18 protein-coding genes are annotated in these 20,335 nt (G+C 63.8%); 11 read left to right on the forward strand and 7 right to left on the reverse strand.

Going from position 1 to position 20,335, the window contains the following annotated elements:
• Positions 1 to 35: 35 nt before the first annotated feature.
• Positions 36 to 1,574 carry a threonine ammonia-lyase, biosynthetic gene (ilvA, locus tag VIZ63_RS05625; RefSeq protein WP_349261131.1) on the reverse strand — a complete coding sequence of 513 codons (1,539 nt, stop codon included), beginning with the start codon at positions 1,572 to 1,574 and terminating at the stop codon, positions 36 to 38.
• Between the two features lie 87 nt (positions 1,575 to 1,661).
• Here ilvA and VIZ63_RS05630 point away from each other — a divergent pair, with 87 nt between their 5' ends.
• Positions 1,662 to 2,996, forward strand: coding sequence for an aminotransferase class V-fold PLP-dependent enzyme (locus VIZ63_RS05630; RefSeq protein ID WP_331608548.1), 1,335 nt, complete (start codon positions 1,662 to 1,664; stop codon positions 2,994 to 2,996).
• 8 nt (positions 2,997 to 3,004) lie between these two features.
• Positions 3,005 to 3,424: a hypothetical protein gene (locus VIZ63_RS05635; RefSeq protein ID WP_331608549.1), complete on the forward strand. Its 420-nt coding sequence runs from the start codon at positions 3,005 to 3,007 to the stop codon at positions 3,422 to 3,424.
• A 172-nt stretch (positions 3,425 to 3,596) separates the two neighbouring features.
• On the opposite strand, the gene VIZ63_RS05640 is transcribed toward VIZ63_RS05635, so the two are convergent.
• On the reverse strand, positions 3,597 to 4,436 hold the full coding sequence (locus tag VIZ63_RS05640) for an alpha/beta fold hydrolase (RefSeq protein ID WP_331608550.1): 840 nt from the start codon (positions 4,434 to 4,436) through the stop codon (positions 3,597 to 3,599).
• Between the two features lie 201 nt (positions 4,437 to 4,637).
• On the opposite strand from VIZ63_RS05640, the gene VIZ63_RS05645 reads away from it, so the two are divergent.
• On the forward strand, positions 4,638 to 6,740 hold the full coding sequence (locus tag VIZ63_RS05645) for a S9 family peptidase (RefSeq protein ID WP_331608551.1): 2,103 nt from the start codon (positions 4,638 to 4,640) through the stop codon (positions 6,738 to 6,740).
• A 177-nt stretch (positions 6,741 to 6,917) separates the two neighbouring features.
• Positions 6,918 to 8,732 carry a diguanylate cyclase gene (locus VIZ63_RS05650; RefSeq protein ID WP_331608552.1) on the forward strand — a complete coding sequence of 605 codons (1,815 nt, stop codon included), beginning with the start codon at positions 6,918 to 6,920 and terminating at the stop codon, positions 8,730 to 8,732.
• A 22-nt stretch (positions 8,733 to 8,754) separates the two neighbouring features.
• Here VIZ63_RS05650 and VIZ63_RS05655 read toward each other — a convergent pair whose 3' ends face one another.
• Together VIZ63_RS05655 and VIZ63_RS05660 are read right to left on the reverse strand one after the other, a co-directional pair.
• Positions 8,755 to 9,702, reverse strand: coding sequence for a YncE family protein (locus tag VIZ63_RS05655; protein ID WP_331608553.1), 948 nt, complete (start codon positions 9,700 to 9,702; stop codon positions 8,755 to 8,757).
• A gap of 19 nt (positions 9,703 to 9,721) precedes the next feature.
• Positions 9,722 to 10,183 (reverse strand): RidA family protein, encoded by a 462-nt coding sequence (locus tag VIZ63_RS05660; RefSeq protein ID WP_331608554.1) that lies wholly within the window; start codon positions 10,181 to 10,183, stop codon positions 9,722 to 9,724.
• A 144-nt stretch (positions 10,184 to 10,327) separates the two neighbouring features.
• Between VIZ63_RS05660 and VIZ63_RS05665 the strand changes: the two genes are divergently transcribed.
• Positions 10,328 to 10,813, forward strand: a complete 486-nt coding sequence (locus VIZ63_RS05665; protein ID WP_331608555.1) for a DUF456 domain-containing protein — start codon at positions 10,328 to 10,330, stop codon at positions 10,811 to 10,813.
• Between the two features lie 40 nt (positions 10,814 to 10,853).
• Entirely contained in the window at positions 10,854 to 12,086 is a 1,233-nt protein-coding gene (locus VIZ63_RS05670) for a metal-dependent hydrolase (RefSeq protein WP_331608556.1), read from the forward strand.
• Between the two features lie 197 nt (positions 12,087 to 12,283).
• On the opposite strand, the gene VIZ63_RS05675 is transcribed toward VIZ63_RS05670, so the two are convergent.
• Positions 12,284 to 12,667 (reverse strand): hypothetical protein, encoded by a 384-nt coding sequence (locus VIZ63_RS05675; RefSeq protein ID WP_331608557.1) that lies wholly within the window; start codon positions 12,665 to 12,667, stop codon positions 12,284 to 12,286.
• Positions 12,668 to 12,869: 202 nt separating this feature from the next.
• Here VIZ63_RS05675 and VIZ63_RS05680 point away from each other — a divergent pair, with 202 nt between their 5' ends.
• From VIZ63_RS05680 to VIZ63_RS05700, 5 genes are all read left to right on the forward strand, one after another.
• On the forward strand, positions 12,870 to 13,331 hold the full coding sequence (locus tag VIZ63_RS05680; RefSeq protein ID WP_331608558.1) for a nuclear transport factor 2 family protein: 462 nt from the start codon (positions 12,870 to 12,872) through the stop codon (positions 13,329 to 13,331).
• A 134-nt stretch (positions 13,332 to 13,465) separates the two neighbouring features.
• Positions 13,466 to 13,915, forward strand: coding sequence for a cytochrome c (locus tag VIZ63_RS05685; protein WP_331608559.1), 450 nt, complete (start codon positions 13,466 to 13,468; stop codon positions 13,913 to 13,915).
• A 76-nt stretch (positions 13,916 to 13,991) separates the two neighbouring features.
• On the forward strand, positions 13,992 to 14,702 hold the full coding sequence (locus VIZ63_RS05690; RefSeq protein WP_331608560.1) for a cytochrome b/b6 domain-containing protein: 711 nt from the start codon (positions 13,992 to 13,994) through the stop codon (positions 14,700 to 14,702).
• A 32-nt stretch (positions 14,703 to 14,734) separates the two neighbouring features.
• A complete protein-coding gene (locus VIZ63_RS05695; protein WP_331608561.1) occupies positions 14,735 to 15,082 on the forward strand; it encodes a DUF3592 domain-containing protein in 348 nt (115 codons plus the stop codon).
• A gap of 283 nt (positions 15,083 to 15,365) precedes the next feature.
• Positions 15,366 to 17,540, forward strand: a complete 2,175-nt coding sequence (locus VIZ63_RS05700) for an ATP-binding protein (RefSeq protein WP_331608562.1) — start codon at positions 15,366 to 15,368, stop codon at positions 17,538 to 17,540.
• A 2-nt stretch (positions 17,541 to 17,542) separates the two neighbouring features.
• On the opposite strand, the gene VIZ63_RS05705 is transcribed toward VIZ63_RS05700, so the two are convergent.
• Both VIZ63_RS05705 and VIZ63_RS05710 read right to left on the reverse strand, forming a co-directional pair.
• Entirely contained in the window at positions 17,543 to 18,088 is a 546-nt protein-coding gene (locus VIZ63_RS05705; RefSeq protein WP_331608563.1) for a DUF4136 domain-containing protein, read from the reverse strand.
• 179 nt (positions 18,089 to 18,267) lie between these two features.
• On the reverse strand, positions 18,268 to 20,241 hold the full coding sequence (locus VIZ63_RS05710) for a DEAD/DEAH box helicase (RefSeq protein WP_331608564.1): 1,974 nt from the start codon (positions 20,239 to 20,241) through the stop codon (positions 18,268 to 18,270).
• Positions 20,242 to 20,335: the final 94 nt, after the last annotated feature.

Here is a 20,335-nt window from a genome sequence, read left to right on the forward strand (position 1 = left end):
CTCGCTGGTGCCACCGCGATGATTGAGAGAGGGAGCTATTTCCCGCCAAGGAACATGCGATACGCCGGGTTGTCGGTCTCCTCGGCGAACACATAGCGCAGCTCACGTACATGCAGATCGAAGTCGATGCTGTCTGCCGGGGGCACCTGGACGCCCGCCAGCACACGACCGTAGTCGGAGCCGTGATTGCGATAGTGGAACAGCGTGATGTTCCAGCGCGTGCCGATCGCGTGCAGAAATTTCAGCAGCGCGCCCGGGCGCTCGGGAAATTCGAAGCGGAACAGACGCTCGTCCCCGAGGTTGCCTGGATGGCCGCCGACCATGTAGCGCACATGCAGCTTTGCCATTTCGTTGTCGCTGAGATCGACGACCGGGTAGCCGGTCTCCCGCAGGGTGGCGATCACCTGTTCTTTTTCACGCCGACCTTCGGTCAGCGCCAGGCCCACGAACAGGTGCGCGGGGCCATTCTCGCTGTAGCGATAGTTGAACTCCGTGACGCTGCGCCGGCCCAGGGTTTCGCAGAAACGCAGGAAGCTGCCTTTCTGCTCGGGAATTTCCACCGCGATGGTCGCCTCGCGCTGACCGCCGACATCACCGCGTTCGACTACGTGCCGCAGGCGGTCGAAGTTCATGTTGGCGCCGGAGTTGATCCCGATGAGCGTGCGACCGCTGCAGTCCTCGCGAGCTGCGTATTTCTTGATGCCGGCCACGGCCAGCGCGCCCGCCGGTTCGACGATGGCGCGATTGTCCTCGAAGATGTCCTGAATCGCGGCGCAGATCTCGTCGTTGCTGACCACGATCACTTCATCGACATATTGCTGGCACAGCCGGAACGGCTCTTCGCCGACCCGCCGCACGGCCACGCCGTCGGCGAAGGTGCCGACGCGCTCCAGAGTCACACGCTTGCGCGCCTGCAACGACTGATACATCGCATCCGCGTCGTCCGGCTCGACGCCGATGATGCGGATCTTCGGGAACAGGCTCTTCACATAGACTGCGATGCCGGCAATCAAGCCGCCGCCGCCCACCGGCACGAAGATGGCGTCGATCTCATCGCCAGCGCGCTGGCGCAGGATTTCCACACCGATCGTGCCCTGACCGGCGATGACATCCGGATCGTCGAAGGGATGAATGAAGGCGAGCTGCCGTTCACCCATCAGCTTCACCGCATGCTCATAGGCCTGGTCGAAGTCGTCGCCGTGGAGCACCACGTCGCCGCCACGATCGAGCACGGCCCGCACCTTGATCTGCGGCGTGGCCACCGGCATCACGATCGTCGCGGCAATGCCGCGGCGTCTGGCGGCCAGCGCCACGCCCTGCGCATGATTGCCGGCCGACGCACAGATCACGCCCCGACTCGCCACAGTCTGCGACAGATGCGAAATGCGGTTGTAGGCGCCGCGAATCTTGAACGAGAACACCGGCTGCAGATCTTCGCGTTTGAACAGCACCGTGTTGCCGCTCCGCTGGCTCAGGCGCGGCGCTGTCTCGAGCGGTGACTCGATGGCCACGTCGTAGACGCGAGCCTTGAGAATGCGTTCCAGGTAATTATTGGCCAGAGCGTCGTTGGACATGAGTCGATACAGAGATGTCAGGCCCGGTACGGTAGCAGGAAAGTAGGCAATAATACCGACCCCACCCTGACCCGGCCTGCCCCGTCGATGCACGACTGCGAACGCGATCCAACCACACGACTCACACGCCGCGATCTGCTCACTTCCACGGTCGCGGGCGCACTGACCGCCGCCGCGCTGGGCACGGGCAGTACTGCCCAGGCGCAGTTCGAGCCGCCGGCGATCACCAAGGAACTGTGGCAGTGGGTGCGGATGCAACCCGTCGCGGACGTTCGCGAAGCATGGATGAACACGGCCAGCGCAGGCTCCACCCTGCGCATGTCGATGGCGTCCGAATACCGGGCCAGGGAAATCCAGAGCAACGAACTGCCCTCGTTCGCCTCCGGCACCCGCTGGAGCAGCGAAAGCACCCGGCTCGCCACTCGCTTTGCCCGCTTCTGCGGTTGCGATCCCGATGAAGTCCTGTTCACGCGCGGCGCAGGCGAAGCGCTGAGCCTGGTCGCTGCTGGCCTCGACCTGTCGAGCGGCGATGAAGTGGTCACCACCACCCAGGAACATCCCGCCGCGCTCAGTCCGTGGCTGGTGCTGGCGCGACGTCGCGGCATCGTGGTCAGGCAGGTGGCCTTGCCGGCCCATCCCGCCACGCCACAGGCGCTGTTCGATGCACTGGCTGCTGGCTTCACGGACCGCACGCGCGTCGTGCTGGTGAACCACATCCAGTACGCGGATGGCACCGTCATGCCGGTACGCGAACTGTGCTTCCTGGCGCGGACCCGCAATGTGGTTTCTGTCGTGAACGGATCGCAGGCGCTCGGCGTGCTGAACTTCCAGATCCATGACCTTGCCTGCGACTTCTACGCTGCGGGCTTCCACAAGTGGCTCGCGGGATCGCACGGCAGCGGCCTGCTGTTCGCACGGCGCGAAATGCAGGATCGGCTCTGGGCGACGGAACCGCGCGGCTTCGATTCATCGCCGCCGATCAACACGCCGACCCGGTCGGCGGGCAACGACGATGTCCCGGCGGCGCTGCATAAATTCGGTAACGTGGTCCCGCAACTATGGCCTGCATTGCGCGGCAGTGAGGCGGCCCTCGATTTCCAGGAGCAGATCAACCGGGCGCGCATCGAGGCGCGCATGCGCGAACTGGTGCTGTACGCGCGCATGCGACTGCCGCAGGTGCCGGGCGTGGAGATCCTCACGCCCGCCGCGCCGGGCATGTGGGCCGGCATCCTGACCTTCCGCATGCCAGGCCGCATCGCCAGCGACGTGGCGACGGCGCTGGCCCGCATCAATCGCGTCCACATTGCCGCGCCCCATCTACCGACGGGCGCCGATGCACTGCGCCTGTCGCTGGGCATTTTCAATTCACACGATGAGATCGATCGTTTGATCAGCGGTCTGCAACATCTGCCGAAGCTCTAGGAAAATCCATGGAGCGTTCCTACTTGTTGCTGACCGGTGGCCTGAGCGGACTCGTGAGCCTGCTGGCGCATTCGGTCCTGTGGTCGATCGCGGAGATGCTGCATCCACGCATGCGGGTCGCCAATGCGTCGAACCGTCAGCTCGACGTTCCGGACATCCTGCTGCACCTGTTCGCCGGCGTCGGCCTCGGCGGTTTGTTCTGGATCAGCTGGGGACTGGCCGCGCTGGTCGATGTGACCTGGTGGCTGCGTGGACTGATCTTCGGCGCTGTCACGAGCCTGATGGTCGCAACACCCGCGGTGATCAGCATGAACCGCGCCGCTCACTCACCTCCCAGCGTCGCGTTGCTGATCGCGAGCCGCTGGGTGACGACCTGTGTGCTGGCGGGACTAGCCTGCGCGTGGAGCTGGCAGAGAGGAAGCTACTAGCGACGAGTCGCCAGTAGCTGGCTGGCCGACGGGCTAACGGTCCGACTGGCTGACCGGCTGACTGGCCCGAGTCTGATCTCGCTTGTGTTGGCCGGTTGGCCGAACATCCGACTGAAACCGGAACTCCACACAGGGAGTCTGCGAGCCGGGCTGGCCAGCTCGCTTTTCACCGTTATCGATCCAGAAACTCTTTCGCTACCGCCGCGAACCGTTGCGGCGCGGCGCTGAGGAAGCCCTGACCGAAATCGGACACGTCGAGCATCGAGGAACTCGGCAACGCCGAACGGGCGCGCGGTGCGGTGTCCCAGAATTCATCCTTCAATCGCAACACGAGCGTCTGCTGACGCACGAGCGGCAGGCGTTCGCCGACCGCATAATCAGCCAGCGTCGCCGCGGCGCGTGCGCCGGCCACACCTGCGCGCAGCCGATCGCTGAAATCTTCGGCCACGGCAGAGACAGGAACGCCAGGACCGCGGGTCTCCAGTGCACGACGCCAGTCTTCGATCACGTCGCTGCCATCGTCGCGCATGCCTTGCGGCAGCACGGTCACACGATCCTGTGGCGCATAGCCCGGGACACCCCAGACCATCATGCGCCGCACCTGCTGCGGACGGGCGATGGCCAGTTCCGCGCCCACCAGGGCACCGAGCTGATAACCGAACACATCAACGGAGCGCAGACGCAGGCTGTCGATGAAATCGCCGATGGCGCCCGCCAGGTCCGCTACCGAAAACTTGCCGACCGGCGCATCGGATGTACCGTGGCCCGGCAGGTCGACGGCATAGACGCTGCGGTCCGTGCCGAGTTCGCGCAACATCGGCGCAAAGAAACGTCCCGAGCCCCCCGCGTGATGCAGGCAAAGCAATGGCGTGCGTTCATCGAAACCGCCGCCCGACGGATACGCGGTCCAGACGTGGACCTGGCCGAACCGCGACTCGGCATAAGAGCGACGAAGTTGCACGGAAGCCGGTTGCGGCAACGGCAGGCGACCACGGTTTTTTGCTTGAATCACTTTGAGGAAACCCTCGCTGGTTAGCGACGACGCAACTCACTGCGCCACAGTCGATGTAGACGCGAATCTTACGGGCCTGTCCCGACGCGGAAATGGATGCAGGTCTCAGGCTGGACACTCACCATCACTTCATCGCAAGGGCAGGCAACTTACGTCACCTTCGATACACTCTTGGAAACGCATTCGAGGCCGAGGTTCCTGATGAACATCACAGTTCCGGCAACGCACAGAATTAAGGGAAAACCGTATCTGGCGCCGATACTGTGCGCTGCTCTGGCAATTTTCGCGTTCGTTGAACGCAGCGCGGCCGCCGAGCCCTACAGCGCCGCGGCCATGTGGACGTTGAAGCGACTCGGCGCTCCCGCGATTTCTCCGGACGGCCGCCTCGCTGTCGTCCCTGTGACCGCGTACGACGTCGACAAGAACAAAGGCGATAGTGATCTGTGGCTGGTGCCGACCAAGTCGGGAAAACCGCGACAGCTCACCAGCGGCACATCCAGCGATTCCTCACCGACGTGGAGCCCTGATGGCGGATTGATCGCTTTCGTTTCCAAACGCGGCGACGACCTGGAATCGCAGATTTATGTCATCGCCGTGGATGGCGGCGAAGCGCGACGGATCACCAATGTGCCCACCGGCGCCACCGCACCCAAATGGTTTCCTGATTCGCGTCGCATCGCCTTCATCTCGCAGGTCTGGCCCGACCTCGGAACCTGGCCGGAAATGGCGGCACGCAAGAAAGAACGCGACGACTCGAAAATGACGGCGACGGTCTGGGACAAGGCGCCGTTCTCGTACTGGGATCACTTCCTCGACGATCGCCAGCCGCATGTCTACTCCATCGGTATCGAAGGCGGTGAACCGAAGGCAATCACGCTCGGCTCCGGTCGCTGGCTCGATGTCGGCGAGGCCGATCAGACCTCGTACGATCTTTCGCCCGATGGCGCCGAGATCGCCTTCTCCGCCAATGTCGATACGAGCGGCATCGATGGCAACTTCGACATCTTCGTCATGCCGGTCGACGGCGGCGACGCTCGCAACATCACCAGTGACAATCCGGCTGACGATGTCACGCCCCTGTACAGCCCGGATGGCCGGCTGCTCGCGTACCGCCGCCAGACGATCAAGGATTTCTACGCCGATCGCGCCCGCCTGATGCTCTTCGACCGGCGGGCCAGCACGACACGCAACCTGACAGAGGACTGGGATCGTTCAGCCGACGGCATCGTCTGGTCACCGGACTCACATACCCTGTTCGGCGCCGTCGAGGACGCCGGCACGCGCCGCGTCTATCGCTTCGATGCAGGCGGCGGCACGCCCCGCCCAGTGACGGGCGCGAGCAGCTTCGGCTCGCTGGCGGTCGCAGGCAGCGGACCGGTAATCATCGGCCTGCGCGAAAGCTTCTCGGAGCCGCCCACGCTGATCAGCGTCATCGCGCGCACCGGCGCCGCCACCAAGCTCAGTGATTTCAACGATGCGACGCTGGCGAACCTGACACTCGGCAAGGTCGAAAGCGTCACATATAAAGGAGCCAACGGCGACGACGTGCAGATGTGGGTGGTCTATCCGCCGAATTTCTCGCCCGATCGCAAATGGCCCCTGCACCTGCTGTTGCACGGCGGTCCGCACAATGGCGTGGCCGATGCGACACAGTGGCGCTGGAACGCGCAGGTGTTCGCCAACTGGGGTTACGTCACCGCCTGGCACAACTTCCACGGCTCGAGCGGCTTCGGCCAGGCATGGGCCGATTCGATCACGAAGGAATGGGCGGAGCTGCCGTACCAGGACACGATCAAGGCGGCGGAATGGTTTACGGCGCAGCCATGGGTCGACGCTGAACGCCTGTCGGCCGGTGGCGGCAGCTATGGCGGTTATCTCGCCACGCTGTTGCTCGGCAAGCCGCATCCGTTCAAGGCACTGGTTGCACACGCTGCGGTCTACGACCTGTACACGCACAAGGCCACCGATTTCGGCGCGACCCGACAGAGGTATGGCGAGTACTGGGAAGACTTCGAACGCGTGAACCGCAATTCGCCGCACATGTTCGCCGCGAACTTCAACACGCCGACGCTGATCATTCATGGTCAGCTCGACATGCGCGTCAACGTCAATCACGGTTTCGAGCTGTTCAATACGCTGCAGCGGCGGGGCGTGCCCAGCAAGCTGGTGTACTACCCTGACGAGAATCACTGGATCCTGAAGCCGCAGAACTCCCTGTTCTGGTATGAGACCAATCGCAAGTGGCTCGAGCAGTACAACAAGCCCGGCCCGGGCGCCGCGGTGTCCGCAGCCGCCACCGAGTAGAAACGATGCCGCCCTTCGTCGTAACTGAGTGTTGGCAGCGACATGAAATCAGGCAATGACGTAGCGGCGGCGCACCCTTGTGTGATGTGATCAGCAATGTCCGAATGAGTAATCTCGCCGCCAAAGTGCGCCGCCTATACTCGAATTTCCACATGTGCGCACCTCGGTATTGCAACGTTGTCCCGGTTCCCGCTCCTGCTTTTCATCGTATTGCTGCAATGGCTGACCGGCTGCTCTGATGCGCAGGCACAGGGCGGCGCTGCGCCCGTGACGCTCGAGAATCGCTGGTCGTATCAGTGGGAAAATCCTCAGCACGCCAGCAATGCGCCGCGATGGCAATCAGATGGTGCCGACTGGGTGCCCACGGTCTCGCCGGCCAATCCTCCCGGCCGTGCTGATCACCTGATCCTGTGGCTGAAGCTCGATCTGCCGTCGGGTGAATGGCGCGATCCACACCTGTTCATCAGCAGTGTCGATTTCAACATCGCGATCTTCGATCGCAACGGACGGCGTCTGTACCAGTTCGGCGAGTTCGACGCCGAGGGCCGCGGCCGTTTTTCCGGCTGGCCCTGGCATCTGATCTCCCTGCCACAGGCGGATCTGGGACAGCCGATCTACCTGCGCGTTTTCTCGGACTATCGCGACATCGGCCTGGCAGGCGACGTCTTGGTCGGCGAACGCGCCGACCTGCTGCAGCGGGTTTTCTCGCGAGGCTTCGTCGGCATCGCCTTCGCCATCGTCGTGTTCCTGGTCGGACTGATCAGCATGTGCCTGGGCCTCATCAAGCGCGACCGGCCGATGGCCATCGCTACCGGGATGCTGTCCTTCGATCTGGCGCTGATGATGTTTGCGGAGAACGAACTGAACCAGCTCGTCGCTTTCGCACCGCTGTTCTGGCGACAGCTGGCCGCGTACACCTACTTCATGGTTCCGGCCCTGCTCGCCGGCATCATGCTGGCGTGGTTTCGGACGTCGCCGCCGCGCAGCGCCTATGCGGTCATCGCGGTATCCATGACGTTCGTCCTGGGCATACTGGGACTGTCGACACTTGGCAGCTTTTCCTTCGTCAATGCATACCCAGTGTTCGACGTGCTGTTCATCAGCCTGGTGCTGGTACTGCTGGTCGATGGCGCGTTGCACCTGCGCCCGGTCAATCTCGAAAGCGGCCTGATGGTCGGCGGCATCTCGCTGGTCTTCATTTCCCTGCTCGTCGACATGGCGAGCGCCTCTGGCCTCATCCCCTGGATCGGGCGCGCCGGTCAGTGGGGACTCGCGTGCTTCGCGCTGTCATCGCTCGGCATGTATCTCGTGCGTGACTGGCGCCAGCAGCATGAATTGCGGCGGCTGCAGCACTCGCTGGAACAGCAGGTCGAGGAGCGCACGCGCGAACTGACGGCCAGCCAGGAAAAGCTGCTGCAACTGGCGCACGAGGATCCGCTCACCGGATTGCTCAATCGCCGCGCCTTCATGACGCATGCGCTACAGATCACCGCGCAGGCCATGCGCCACGGTGAACCGCTGGCGCTGGTGCTGTTCGACGTCGATCACTTCAAGACATTCAACGATCAGCACGGTCATGCCGTCGGCGACGAAGTGCTGCGGGCCATTGCCGACGTCGTCAGGAGCAACAGCCGTGCCGGCGACCTGCTGTGCCGTTACGGCGGCGAAGAGTTCGTCATGCTCATGCCGCATACCTCGGCAGAGGCGGCGCAGATTTCAGTGGAGCGGCTGCGCGTGGCGATTGCCGGCCTCGAGGTGCAAGGGCTCAATGGACGCGTGCTGAGCGTGAGCGTCAGCATCGGACTGGTGGTGCTGAGCGAACCTGCGCGCAAGTTGCAGGATCCCGAGCGCATGCTCGATCAGATCCTGTCGCAGGCCGACGCGGCGATGTATCAGATCAAGAACAGCGGCCGTAACGGCGTCAACCTGACTTACGGCCTGTGGTCTGCCGACACGGGCGCCTGGACCGCCCGACAAGGGATGTCACGCTGAGCGCTGCCTCGTAACGGCATCGCTATTGCAACCACGCCATCCCGTCGGGGCTCTTGCCGGTGTCGATGGTGCGGCTCACCTTGAGCAGCGCCAGATCGATGACCGCGATGCGATTGGCGCCTGACACGGCGACATAGGCGTTCCTGCCATCCGGCGCGATCAGAATGCCTGTTGGCGCTGCGCCTAGCGCCAGTCGCGCCTGCTCCGCGCGGCTCGCCACATCGATGATCACGAGTTCGCCGCCGGCCAGATCCGAGATCAATACCCGCTTGCCGTCGCGCGTGAACTTCAACCGGTTCGATCGCCTGGTTCCCGCATCGAACGTGTCTACGACCTTCGCACTGGCGATGTCGATGATGGAGACCCGACCGTCGCGTGAGTGCGCTGTCCACAGCTGACGACCGTCCGGCGATTGATCGAGACCCTCGGGCCCGGCGCCGACAGCCACCAGGGCCTGCTGCCATTCATCCTCCGCACCGCGCGCGATGATGCTGACGGTGTTGGAACCCATGTTGGCGGCGAACAGCTTCTGGCCATCGTGCGACGCCAGCACCATGTGCGTGCCTTCCTGGCCGGTCTCGAATTGCCAGTCGACTCTCTGTGACGCAGGATCGAAGCGCGCCACGCGCTTGCTGGCCTCGGAGGTGAAGTACGCCTGACCGCCCGAGAACGACAGTCCGTGAGGACGAAGCAGTTCGCCCAGATCCACACGCCTGATCTCGACGCGCTCAGGCACATCGATCACCGAGAGCGTATTGCCCGCGACACTGGCGCCGTAGTTGCTGACGACCGCCAGCCGGCCATCGGCCGACAGCTCGATTTCGTGCGGACCTTCGCCGGTCCCGATGGTCTTGAGCGTCCTGCCGGTCGAAGGCTCGATGAACGAGAGCGTTGCATCACCCTTGTTCAGCACCAGTAACTCGGCGGCAGGCGCCGGCAACGACAGCAGCAACGCAAGAACAGCCAGCATGACTTCATGACGGCACTCCTCACCGGGGCACGTAGGCGATGCACTCCACTTCCACGCGCGCATTCATCGCGAGGCCACTGGCCGCGAAGGCACTGCGTGCGGGGAACGGCTGCTTGAAGAACTCGCGATAGACCGTGTTGAACGCCGGCCATTCGGCAATGTCGGCGAGGAACACCGTGCATTTGACGACATCGCCGAGCGACGAACCATTGCGTTCGAGCACATCCTTGATGTGCTGCAAGGTCTGGCGCGCTTCGGCGGCGATGCCGCCGGGAACGACCTTGCCGTCCTTGTCGCCGATCTGGCCGGCCAGAAACATGAAATCGCCGGCTCGCACCGCTTCCGAGAACGGCAGATTGCGGGCCAGCGATTCCGGGGTGTTCAGAAACTCCGGCCGGGCAGGCTCGGCGGACAACACCGGTCCGGCAAGCGACAGACCGACAGTGAGCGCGAGGACCGGACGGACGGATACGACACGCATGTGGACTCCTCAAGGAACGATGAAGTCGCCAACCATGCAGCAGTCCACTGCCGATGCCAAGCACAACGGCCTGCGCGGACACCAGGTCTCACGACTTTCTGCTACCTTGCAGAACCTCCTGGCAATACGGTTGCGACGCTGTCTATGACCGCCGCCGCTCTCTGGACGCTCGCCATCCTGCTGATCGTTGTCGGTGCGCTCGGCATCATCCTGCCGGCGCTGCCTGGCATTCCGCTGATGTTCGCGGGCATGGTCGTCGCCGCCGCCATCGATGACTTTCAGCGCATCGGCTGGGTGACGCTCGCCGTGCTCGGCTTCCTGACCCTGCTCTCGGTCATCGTGGAATTCGCGGCATCGGCGCTGGGCGCGAAGCATGTCGGCGCCAGCAAGCGCGCCATCACCGGCGCGCTGCTGGGCACGGTCGTCGGCCTGTTCTTCGGCATTCCCGGCCTGATCTTCGGCCCCTTCGTCGGCGCACTCATTGCGGAGCTGACGGTGCACGGACGGTTCGAGCAGGCGGGTCGCGTCGGCGTCGCCACGTGGATCGGCCTCATCTTCGGCACACTCGTGAAAATCGCCATCGCGTTTGCGATGCTCGGCATCTTCGTGCTCGCGTACTTCATCGAATAAGCGCGGTCGCGGTCCTTCGTCTCTCCGGGTACGTCACCATTTGGATAACTTCACTCATACGCTCGCTGGCGTCCTCGTCGGCGAAACACTGGCGCAGGTCACCTCACCAAGTCCGAACGGTCTGTCCCAGCAGCAGCGGCGCAATCTGCTCGTAACGCTGATGGCGGTCGGCAGCAACCTGCCGGACCTCGACTTCCTGTCGTCGGCTTTCCAGGGCGGCAAGCTCGACTACCTGATCGAGCATCGCGGCCACACACATACCGTGATCGGCGCACTGGTCGCCGCAGCACTGCTGTATATCGCCTGCGAAGTCTGGTGTCGCTGGCGCCGCTGGCCGCTGGTCCGCCGCGATCGCTGGCATCTCGCCGGCGCCGCAACGTTGAGCCTGCTGCTGCACATCGCGATGGATTTCACCAACAACTATGGTGTGCATCCTTTCTGGCCCTTCGACAACGACTGGCGTTACGGCGACACCATCTTCATCTGGGAGCCGCTGCTGTGGGCTGCCGCCGCGCCGCTCGTCTTCGTTCTGCGTACGAGGCTTGCGCGTGCCCTCGTGGCCTCACTGCTGCTCGCCGCTATCGCGGCCTGCTTTGGCAGCGGCCTGGTTCCCGTGGGCTTTGCACTGCTCATGACGACACTCACCGGAACGATGCTGGTGGTGGGCCACCAGGCACCCCGCCGCGTTGCCTTGGTCAGCGCCCTGGCGGCGTGGCTCACGGTCACTGCGGGCTTTGCGATCGCGCGCAACGCCACCGAACACCAGGTGCGACGTTACGTCGCCGGCCACTTCCCCGACATGACGGTGCTCGACTACGTGCTCACGCCGATGCCTGCCACTGCGGTGTGCTGGGACGTGATGCTGCCGATGACGGACGCGAATCGTTACGTGATCCGGCACGGCACCTGGTCGCTGTGGCCGGATGTGCTGCCGGTGGAGCATTGCCGCGGTCGCGATCTGTTCCGGGATGTGACGGCGCCGCTGACGCCTGTCGCAGACGAGCAGTCACCCATCGTCCTCTGGCACGGCGAAGCCGTCATGCCGCGAACAACCTTGCCGCGACTGGCCGCCACCCACTGTGACGCCGCGCGGTTCATGCGTTTCGCGCGTGTGCCGTGGGCGATGCAGCGCGAGTCGACGTGGATTCTTGGCGACCTGCGTTACGACCGCGAACCCGGCCTGGGATTTGCGGAGATCGAACTGGGTACTGACGCGGCGACCTGTGTTTTGCCGCCGTGGAATCCGCCGCGGGGCGATCTGCTCGGTGAATGAGCAGCAGAGCATGCGTACGGCGCGAAGCAAGATCTCTACGGGGAACACAGGGACGGAATTCGGAATCAGATTTCCCCGGCTCCGCGACGCCCTTGATCATTTGATAAAGGGATCGCGACAGTAACTGCGCAGAAGATTTCTCTGCGGCCCCGTGATCCCCGTGTCCCCCGTGGAGTTTTCTTTTCTCTGTTTTGGGATCAGCTCTTGCGCTTCGCGGAGAACGTTCCTTCGCCGAACGAACCGAAGGTGGCCTTGCCCTTCATGGTGTCGCCTTCGATGATGCCGTTGTAGTCGATGCGCAGATCCATGCCCTGCACGCTGATCGTGAATCCGAATGCGACGTCAGTACCCTCCAGTGTGCCGGCGATATCGGTGGCGCCCATCTGGCCCGATACCTTGCCGGCCAGGGCGTTGCCGGTTTGAGTGACCGTCATGTCGGTGTCCTGCGCGCCCATCGGGCTTTCGGTCGTCAGCACCCAGTTGCCCGAGAGGTTCGGACCCCTGGGTGCGGCCGGCGTCGACGAACACGCCGTCATCACCATGGCGGCGGCAGCGAGTACCAGTACACCTAGCCTGCTCATGCGTAGTCCCCCTTCGGTTGAGTCCTGTTGACCGTAGCGCGGCCATCGCACTGTGATCTGTTGTCGCTATTGGATGCCGGTTGGACGGCAAGTATGCCCTCCGCCACGACCTGTCGCAGCCATGGGTCTTCCCGGCTGAAATGCAAAGATTCGCCAGGAACATCCGATCGATACTGCAACGTCAGTCACCGGGAGTGCTTCCATGCGGGTCCTCGAATCGCTTTGCTGCCTGCTCTTTTCGTTGTGTGTCGCTGCGGCCGCACCGGCCGAGACTCCGGAGCAGTTGGCGCAGCAGGTGCGCGACGCAGAAACGGCGTTCGCCGCCACCATGGAGCGACGCGACCATGCGGCCTTCGCCTCGTACATCGCCGAGGACGCCGTGTTCTTCGACAAGGCGGCCGCGCTGCGCGGTCGCGAAGCCATCGCTGCGGGTTGGAAGCCGTTATACGAGGGTCCACACGCGCCGTTCTCGTGGCACCCCGAATCGGTCGAGGTGCTGGCAAGCGGCACGCTCGCACACAGCAGCGGTCCGATACTCGATCCGCAGGGCCAGCGCGTCGGTACGTTCAATTCGGTCTGGCGCCGCGGCGCCGACGGCCGCTGGCAAGTCGTGTTCGACAAGGGTTGCGATGCCTGCGCGTGTGCGCGCATTACCAAACATTAGCCGGGCAATCAAACTTACGGTTCGTTACTACCTTGTGCTTGCGGCAATCCGCGGCTTGCGTCAAATATAGACGCGTCTTCATCCAAGCTACGGACACACTCATGTCGAATAACTTCACAAGCAAAACACTGCTCGTGATCGCGGCCGCCGCCGCGGTCGCTGCGCCGGTCGGCGCCCTCGTCGCCCACGACGAACACGCCACCGGCATCTACAAGGTGCGTCACGAGGAGTATGAAAAGCTCGGCGATGCCTTCAAGACGATTCGCGACCAGACCAAAGCCAGCACGCCGGACACCGCCGCCATCAAGAGCGCCGCGGCAGTCGTGACTCGAGCCTCTGTCCAACAATACAACTGGTTTCCCGCGGATTCCGGCCCCAGAGCCGGCGTGAAGACCCGCGCCAAGGCCGAGATCTGGAGCCGGCCGGAGAAATTCGCCGCCGCGCAGAAGCTGTTCGAAGAACAGGCCGGCAAACTCAATACGGCCGCTGCGGCCGGTGATTTCCCAGCCGTAAGCGCCCAGTTCGGCGAAGTGGGCAAGAGCTGCAAGAACTGCCACGACAATTTCCGTACGCCGGAAAAGTGAAATAGCAGCTCCACTGAGGCCGCAGAGAGCACGGAGCCATCGGTTCTGACATCTCTGGGGCCTCGGCCCTCCGCGCGTGAAATCCAGACTGCAGAGCATCGAACCCGCAATTCCCATGTCGTCGACCCAGACCCACTCCCGCGTCCGCATCTGGGACGCGCCGACCAGACTCGTCCACTGGCTGATGGTGGCGCTGCTGGCATTCTCCTGGTGGACGGCGGAGAACGGCAATCTCGAGTGGCACCTCTACAGCGGCCTGACGCTGCTGGGCCTGCTGGTATTCCGCATCTACTGGGGATTCTTTGGCAGCCAGACGGCGCGCTTCGGCAGCTTCGTCAAAGGCCCACGCACCGTGTGGTCCTACCTGCGCGGCACGGACAATGACTCGCGGGACGTGACACCAGGACACAATCCCCTCGGGGCACTGAGTGTCGTGCTGCTGCTGTTGCTGCTGATCGGACAGGTGACACTCGGCCTGTTCGCGGTCGATGTCGACGGCATCGAGTCCGGCCCGCTGTCGCATCTGGTGAGTTTCGGGACCGGCCGCGACTGCGCCGAGCTGCACGAGACGCTGTTCAACGTCCTGCTGGCATTCATCGGCCTGCACATCGCCGCCGTGCTGTATTACCAGCTGTTCCGTCGCGAGAACCTGATCGCGGCCATGATTCACGGCAAGCGTTCGCTGCCCTCGCCGGTCTCGTCCTCTGCCGCGCAACTGTCGCTGCCGAAGTTGATTGTCGGCATCGTCCTCGCCTGCCTCGCCGTGTGGTACATCCGCCAGGGTTGAAGCGGAATCGCCGCAGCTCCCACACTGCGCGCATGGAAGTCCTGCTGTTCTTTGCTGTATTCGGCAGCGTGCTCGCACTGGTGCTGTTCAGCCTCTACCAGCGCGCCAGGCAGGTCCATGCATTGGTGCACGAAGGCGTTCCCATCGCCGGCGTCGTGACGCGGAAGCATCGCTTCACGCAGAAGAACCGCGCGCGATTTTCGCTGCATTACGAGTACACGCCCAATGGCCGGACGCGCCACGGCCGCGCGTTCGTTTCGCGCGAGCAGTTCGAGTCACATAGCGAAGGCCAGATGCTGCGCGTGCGTTACCTGGCCCGCAAACCTTCGGTCTCCGCGCCGGAATTCGTCCTCGATCAGGCCCGCCGGGCGCAGCGCTGAGCCGCAGCGTCGATCCATGCAGCGGCAGCTGCTGCGGGTTGCGTTAGGACCACGGATGAAGGCGTGCTTAGGACATTCCATGATCCGGCGTCGGGCAGTCGATGAATCCACATGAACTGCATTCAACTGAGAGATCCATAGCGTTTCTTCCCCGCTATTAGAGCTCTACTGCGGGGGTGTTCGCCGCTTCAGCCGAGACGACGTGTTCAGACTCCTGCATCGATTCCGCTCCCGTAGCCTGCGCCATTGCGTGATCGCATCGGTCGCCGTCGGCGTCCTTCTCTTGACGACAACCCAGTTCCTGGTCACCGGCGACTTCGTCAAGGATCAGTTGCTGGAGATCGAAACGAAGGATGGCTTCACCCGGCTGCGCAGCCTGCAGCACGCCCTGCTCCAGCTGACCGAGGATCTCGAAGCCACCACGGCCGACTGGTCGCAGTGGGATGCGACGTGGCAGTTCGCGACCGGTGCGCTGCCGCGGTATGCCGCCGACAATCTCAATGCGAAGTCGCTGCAACAGCTGCGGCTGAGTTTTCTGATCATCGCCGATCAGCACGGTCGGCCCGTGTTCGCGAAGTCCGTGTCGGGTGACGGCGTGCACTTGCTCGAGCCGCCCGCCGATATCGTTGCGATGGCGGCAGGCACGGGTCCCTTGAGCGGCGCCAGCGATCCGCTGCGCAAGCTCACCGGCCTCATTGCAGCGACTGACGACATGTACCTGGTCAGCTCGCAGCCGGTGCTGCTCTCCAGTGCCAACGGTCCACCGCGTGGGCGAATGATCATGGGCCGCTCCGTCACCAGTATCATCATTCCGAGGCTGCGACGAATCACGGCAGAAGCGCCGGGGCTGTCGCCCGCTCTCATCGACGACGTAGCCCGTTCGCTCACATTGCGTCGTGACGGCAACGAGGCGCTCGCGCTGTCCAACGACACGCTCCACGGCTTCACGCAGCTCACCGATGTGTGGGGACGCCCGGCCGGCTCCCTGCAGCTGCAGATGACCCGCCCGACCCAGGTCATGCTGGCACACGGGCGGCAGTACCTGCTGATCACCACCCTCGGCGTGGGTGTGATCTTCTGCGCCATCGCACTCTTCATTGCGCGTATCAGCCTGATTCGTCCCATCGAACGCCTGTCGGCCGCGGTCGAACAGATCGGCAAGGGTGGTCAGACCGACGCGCGCATTCCAGTGGAGGCGATGGCGCGGGAATTCCGCACTCTGGCGCTCGCCATCAACGACATGCTGCAACAGGTGGGACAGCAGCAGGAGATGCGACGCGATCGCGACGCCGCGGTGGAAGCGAACCGCCTCAAATCGGAATTTCTCGCCACCATGAGCCACGAGATCCGCACGCCCATGAACGGCGTCCTCGGCATGTGCGAACTGCTGCAACGGACGGACCTCACGCCGCGTCAGCGACATCTGTCCGACACGGTGGTGCGCTCGGCGCGCTCGCTGCTCGGCATCCTCAACGACGTGCTCGATTTCTCCAAGATCGAATCAGGCAGGCTCGACCTGGAATGCGCGCCGTTCTCGCCGGCGGAGATCGTGCAGACCGCGAGTGCACCGTTCCTCGCGGCAGCACAGGCGAAAGGACTGCATTTCATCGTGCGCATGGACACTGCCACACCCGCGCTGATCCTGGGCGATGCGCTGCGTCTGCGACAGATCGTCAACAATCTGCTCAGCAATGCCATCAAGTTCACCGAGCAAGGATCCGTGTCGATCGCCTGCTCCGCCACGCCGCTCGATCGCAGCCGTGTCGAACTGCGCCTCACCGTCGCCGACACCGGCATTGGGATCGCCGCCATGGCCCAGCAGCACATCTTCGATCCGTTCACCCAGGCGGCGGTGAATACGTCGCGTGTATACGGCGGCACCGGTCTCGGACTCGCCATCGTCCGTCGACTGGCAACGCTCATGGGCGGTGAGGTGCAACTGCATAGTGAGGCCGGCCGCGGTTCGCAGTTCATCGTCACCGCCGTGATGCGGCGTGCGACGGACCAGCAGACCTTGCGTGGCTCGCTGGCGGAGGCGACCGGGCCGCGTTTCTCCATCGCCCACGCGCCGCAGATCCTGCTGGCGGAAGACAATGCCGTGAATCGCGAGGTGTTCACGGAGATGCTCGAGCATTTCGGTTGTCGCGTCACCGCTGTCGAGAATGGAGCGCTGGCCGTCGCCGCTGTTGCCGACCGGTCCTTCGACGCGATTCTGATGGACTGCCAGATGCCCGTGATGGATGGTCAGACCGCGACAACGGAGTTGCGGATGCTGGAGCGGGCGACGGCGCAGAAACCGGCGCTCATCATTGCACTGACCGCCGATGCGACGCCTGAGAATCATCAACGCTGTCTGGAAGCGGGGATGGACGCCGTCGTCACCAAGCCGATCACGCATTCCAGTCTGCGCGAAGTGATCATGCGGGCGATGCGACGACCCGCCCCGTCGCCGGCCTGACGCTACTTGCGGTCCGGATACTTCGCCAGCACGGACTCGACGACTGCTTTCGCTTCTTCGTCAGTCAGCTCCGCGGCGTCGAATGCGGCATCCACCGAGCCGCTCCAGACCTGCGCGTTCTTGCTGGCGTCGATCACATCGAGGGTGAACGTGCCGCTCTCACCTTTCTTCTTGCCGATCGGCAAACTGATGCCGACACCACCGCCCACACCGCCCGATCCGCCGCCCATGCCCACGCCAACACGCGGCTTCGACTGTGGGTTCGCCTGCGTCGTCAGATGATGGGCAATACGGCAATCGGCCTTGTCGGTGGCCTGTGTGTAGCCCTTGGCCTCGAGTGTCTGCATGACCGCATTGCGTACCCGCTGATCGGTGAGCGATGCGGCATCCGCATTCGCCGCCGGATTCCACGCAAAGCTCTGGCAGTTCGGCAGGTCGCCGTCGATGCTGTCGACACGCACCTTCGACGGTGTCGATGTGGCGCAGCCCGTCATGGCCACGACCGACAGCAATCCGACCCAGGTTTTCGCTGTGACTCGCATCGGCATGAACCTCTTCGGGAATGATGACGATCTAACGACTGAAACACGCTGCGGGATCCGTGATCGCGAAATAGCGCAGCCGTCGCGGGCGGTCAAGCGGGGGCAGACGCCCAGGGGGAGAACCATGCGCGGGAGCCCGGAAGCATCCCGGGCTCCACGCAACACGTGAAGGCTCTCGCCCGATCCTATTTCCGCGCCTTGAACTTCTTTTTGATGCCGAGAGGCTTGTTCGCCGGCACGAACTCGCGCTTCAAGCGCTGCGTCTGCGTCTTCAGCGCCAGGCTGATCTGCAGCTGCTGACCGCCGACACGCACCTTCTGCAGCGCGCGGAAGATTTCCTTGGGCATGCCGCCGGGCAGATCGACGAAGCTGTGATCTTCGCGGATCACGACCCGGCCGATGTACTTGCCTTCGACACCCGCTTCATTGGCAATGGCGCCGACGATGTTGGACGGCTTGATGCCATGGATCTCGCCGACCTCGACGCGGTAGGTCTGCAGCTCGCTGTCATCGATGCGTTCGTGATGCTTCGCGGGAGCATGCTCACCGTCCGTCTCGAATTCACGACGTTTCACGGGAGCATGACCACCTTCCGGCTCGAACTCGCGGCGTGCAGGACGCTCCTCGCCAGCGCGGTGCTCCGGCTTCTCGAACCTGGGCGGCGCGTGCGGCGTGGCCGCAGGCGTGCGGGGCTCGCGATGCTCACGGGATTCGTGAGCGGAAGGAAATGCCGCGGCACGGGGTTCGCGTTCGCGCTTGCGCTCGAACCTCTGCGGTGTCCTCTCGGCGCGCTCCTCGCGCTCCGGGGCGTGACCACGTGATGTGTCGAGCAGCAGCGGCGTCTTGCCCTGGACAATGCTTGCCAGCGCCGCAGCAATCTCGACAGCAGGTACGTTGTGCTCCTGCTCGTAACGTTCGATCAGATCGCGGAACACGCCGGCACCGCCGGCAGCCAGGGTGTCCGTGATGCGCTGATTGAAACGGTTGACGCGCTGTTCGTTGACATCGTCCATCGTCGGCAGCTGCATCTGCGTGATCGGCTGCCGTGTCGCGCGTTCGATCACGCGCAGCATGTTGCGCTCGCGCGGCGCGATGAACAGGATGGCGTCGCCGCTGCGGCCGGCACGGCCGGTGCGCCCGATACGGTGCACATACGATTCCGGATCGTAGGGCACGTCGAAATTCACCACGTGACTGATGCGTTCGACATCGAGACCGCGGGCCGCGACGTCGGTTGCAACCACGATATCGATCTGGCCTGACTTCAGCCGCGCGATCGTGCGCTCACGCTGTGGCTGTGGAATGTCGCCATTCAGTGCCTCGACCGCAAAGCCGCGCGCTTCGAGACGTTCTGCGAGTTCCGCTGTGGCCTGCTTGGTGCGCGCGAAGACGATCATCGCGTCGAACGTTTCCGCTTCGAGGATGCGGGTGAGCGCATCCAGCTTGTGCATGCCGCTGACCATCCAGTAACGCTGGCGGATATTGTTGGCCGTGGCGGTCTTGCCGCGGATCGTCACCTCGGCGGGCTTGCGCAGATGATTCTGCGCGATGCGGCGCACTTCGGCTGGCATCGTGGCCGAGAACAGCGCGATCTGCCGCGACTCGGGCGCCTGCTGGAGAATCCATTCGACGTCAGTGATGAAACCCATGCGCAGCATCTCATCGGCTTCGTCGAGCACGAAGTAACGCACCGACTTCATGTTCAGTGTGCCGCGCTTCAGGTGGTCCATGACACGGCCAGGCGTACCGACGATGACATGAACGCCGCGACGCAGGCTCTGCAGCTGCGGCGTGTAGCTCTGGCCACCGTAGATCGGCAGCACGCTGAAACCCGGCATGTGCGTTGCGTAGCGCTGGAAGGCTTCGGCTACCTGAATCGCCAGTTCGCGAGTCGGCGCCAGCACGAGTGCCTGCGGCTCACGTAGTGCAAGATCGATCTTCGACAGGATCGGCAAGGCGAATGCGGCGGTCTTGCCGGTGCCGGTCTGCGCCTGACCGACCAGATCGACGCCGTTCAGGATGTGTGGAATCGTCTGAGCCTGGATCGGCGAAGGCGATTCGTAGCCAACATCATTGAGCGCTGCGACAACCGCCGCGCTGAGAGAAAGGTCATTGAAACCGACTGCGATTTCGCCGTCAGAGGGAGCTTGGGAAGACACGGGAAGAACCTCGGAAAAACTGCCGGGGCGGGAGCCGGCCGGTGGGAGGCGCGCGATTCTATAGGTTTACGGGCGACGGCGCTTACGGGAATGC

Origin of the sequence: Povalibacter sp., assembly GCF_036520495.1 — a bacterium.
In the GTDB taxonomy this organism is placed as follows: domain Bacteria; phylum Pseudomonadota; class Gammaproteobacteria; order Steroidobacterales; family Steroidobacteraceae; genus Steroidobacter.

Bases quoted from the DNA above. Each gene is read 5' to 3' on its own strand.
- VIZ63_RS05665 (WP_331608555.1), top strand. From the start codon at position 10,328: ATGACCGCCGCCGCTCTCTGGACGCTCGCCATCCTGCTGATCGTTGTC.
- VIZ63_RS05675 (WP_331608557.1), bottom strand. From the start codon at position 12,667: ATGAGCAGGCTAGGTGTACTGGTACTCGCTGCCGCCGCCATGGTGATG.
- VIZ63_RS05655 (WP_331608553.1), bottom strand. From the start codon at position 9,702: ATGCTGGCTGTTCTTGCGTTGCTGCTGTCGTTGCCGGCGCCTGCCGCC.
- VIZ63_RS05635 (WP_331608549.1), top strand. From the start codon at position 3,005: ATGGAGCGTTCCTACTTGTTGCTGACCGGTGGCCTGAGCGGACTCGTG.
- VIZ63_RS05695 (WP_331608561.1), top strand. From the start codon at position 14,735: ATGGAAGTCCTGCTGTTCTTTGCTGTATTCGGCAGCGTGCTCGCACTG.
- VIZ63_RS05630 (WP_331608548.1), top strand. From the start codon at position 1,662: ATGCACGACTGCGAACGCGATCCAACCACACGACTCACACGCCGCGAT.
- ilvA (WP_349261131.1), bottom strand. From the start codon at position 1,574: ATGTCCAACGACGCTCTGGCCAATAATTACCTGGAACGCATTCTCAAG.
- VIZ63_RS05645 (WP_331608551.1), top strand. From the start codon at position 4,638: ATGAACATCACAGTTCCGGCAACGCACAGAATTAAGGGAAAACCGTAT.
- VIZ63_RS05660 (WP_331608554.1), bottom strand. From the start codon at position 10,183: ATGCGTGTCGTATCCGTCCGTCCGGTCCTCGCGCTCACTGTCGGTCTG.
- VIZ63_RS05705 (WP_331608563.1), bottom strand. From the start codon at position 18,088: ATGCCGATGCGAGTCACAGCGAAAACCTGGGTCGGATTGCTGTCGGTC.
- VIZ63_RS05680 (WP_331608558.1), top strand. From the start codon at position 12,870: ATGCGGGTCCTCGAATCGCTTTGCTGCCTGCTCTTTTCGTTGTGTGTC.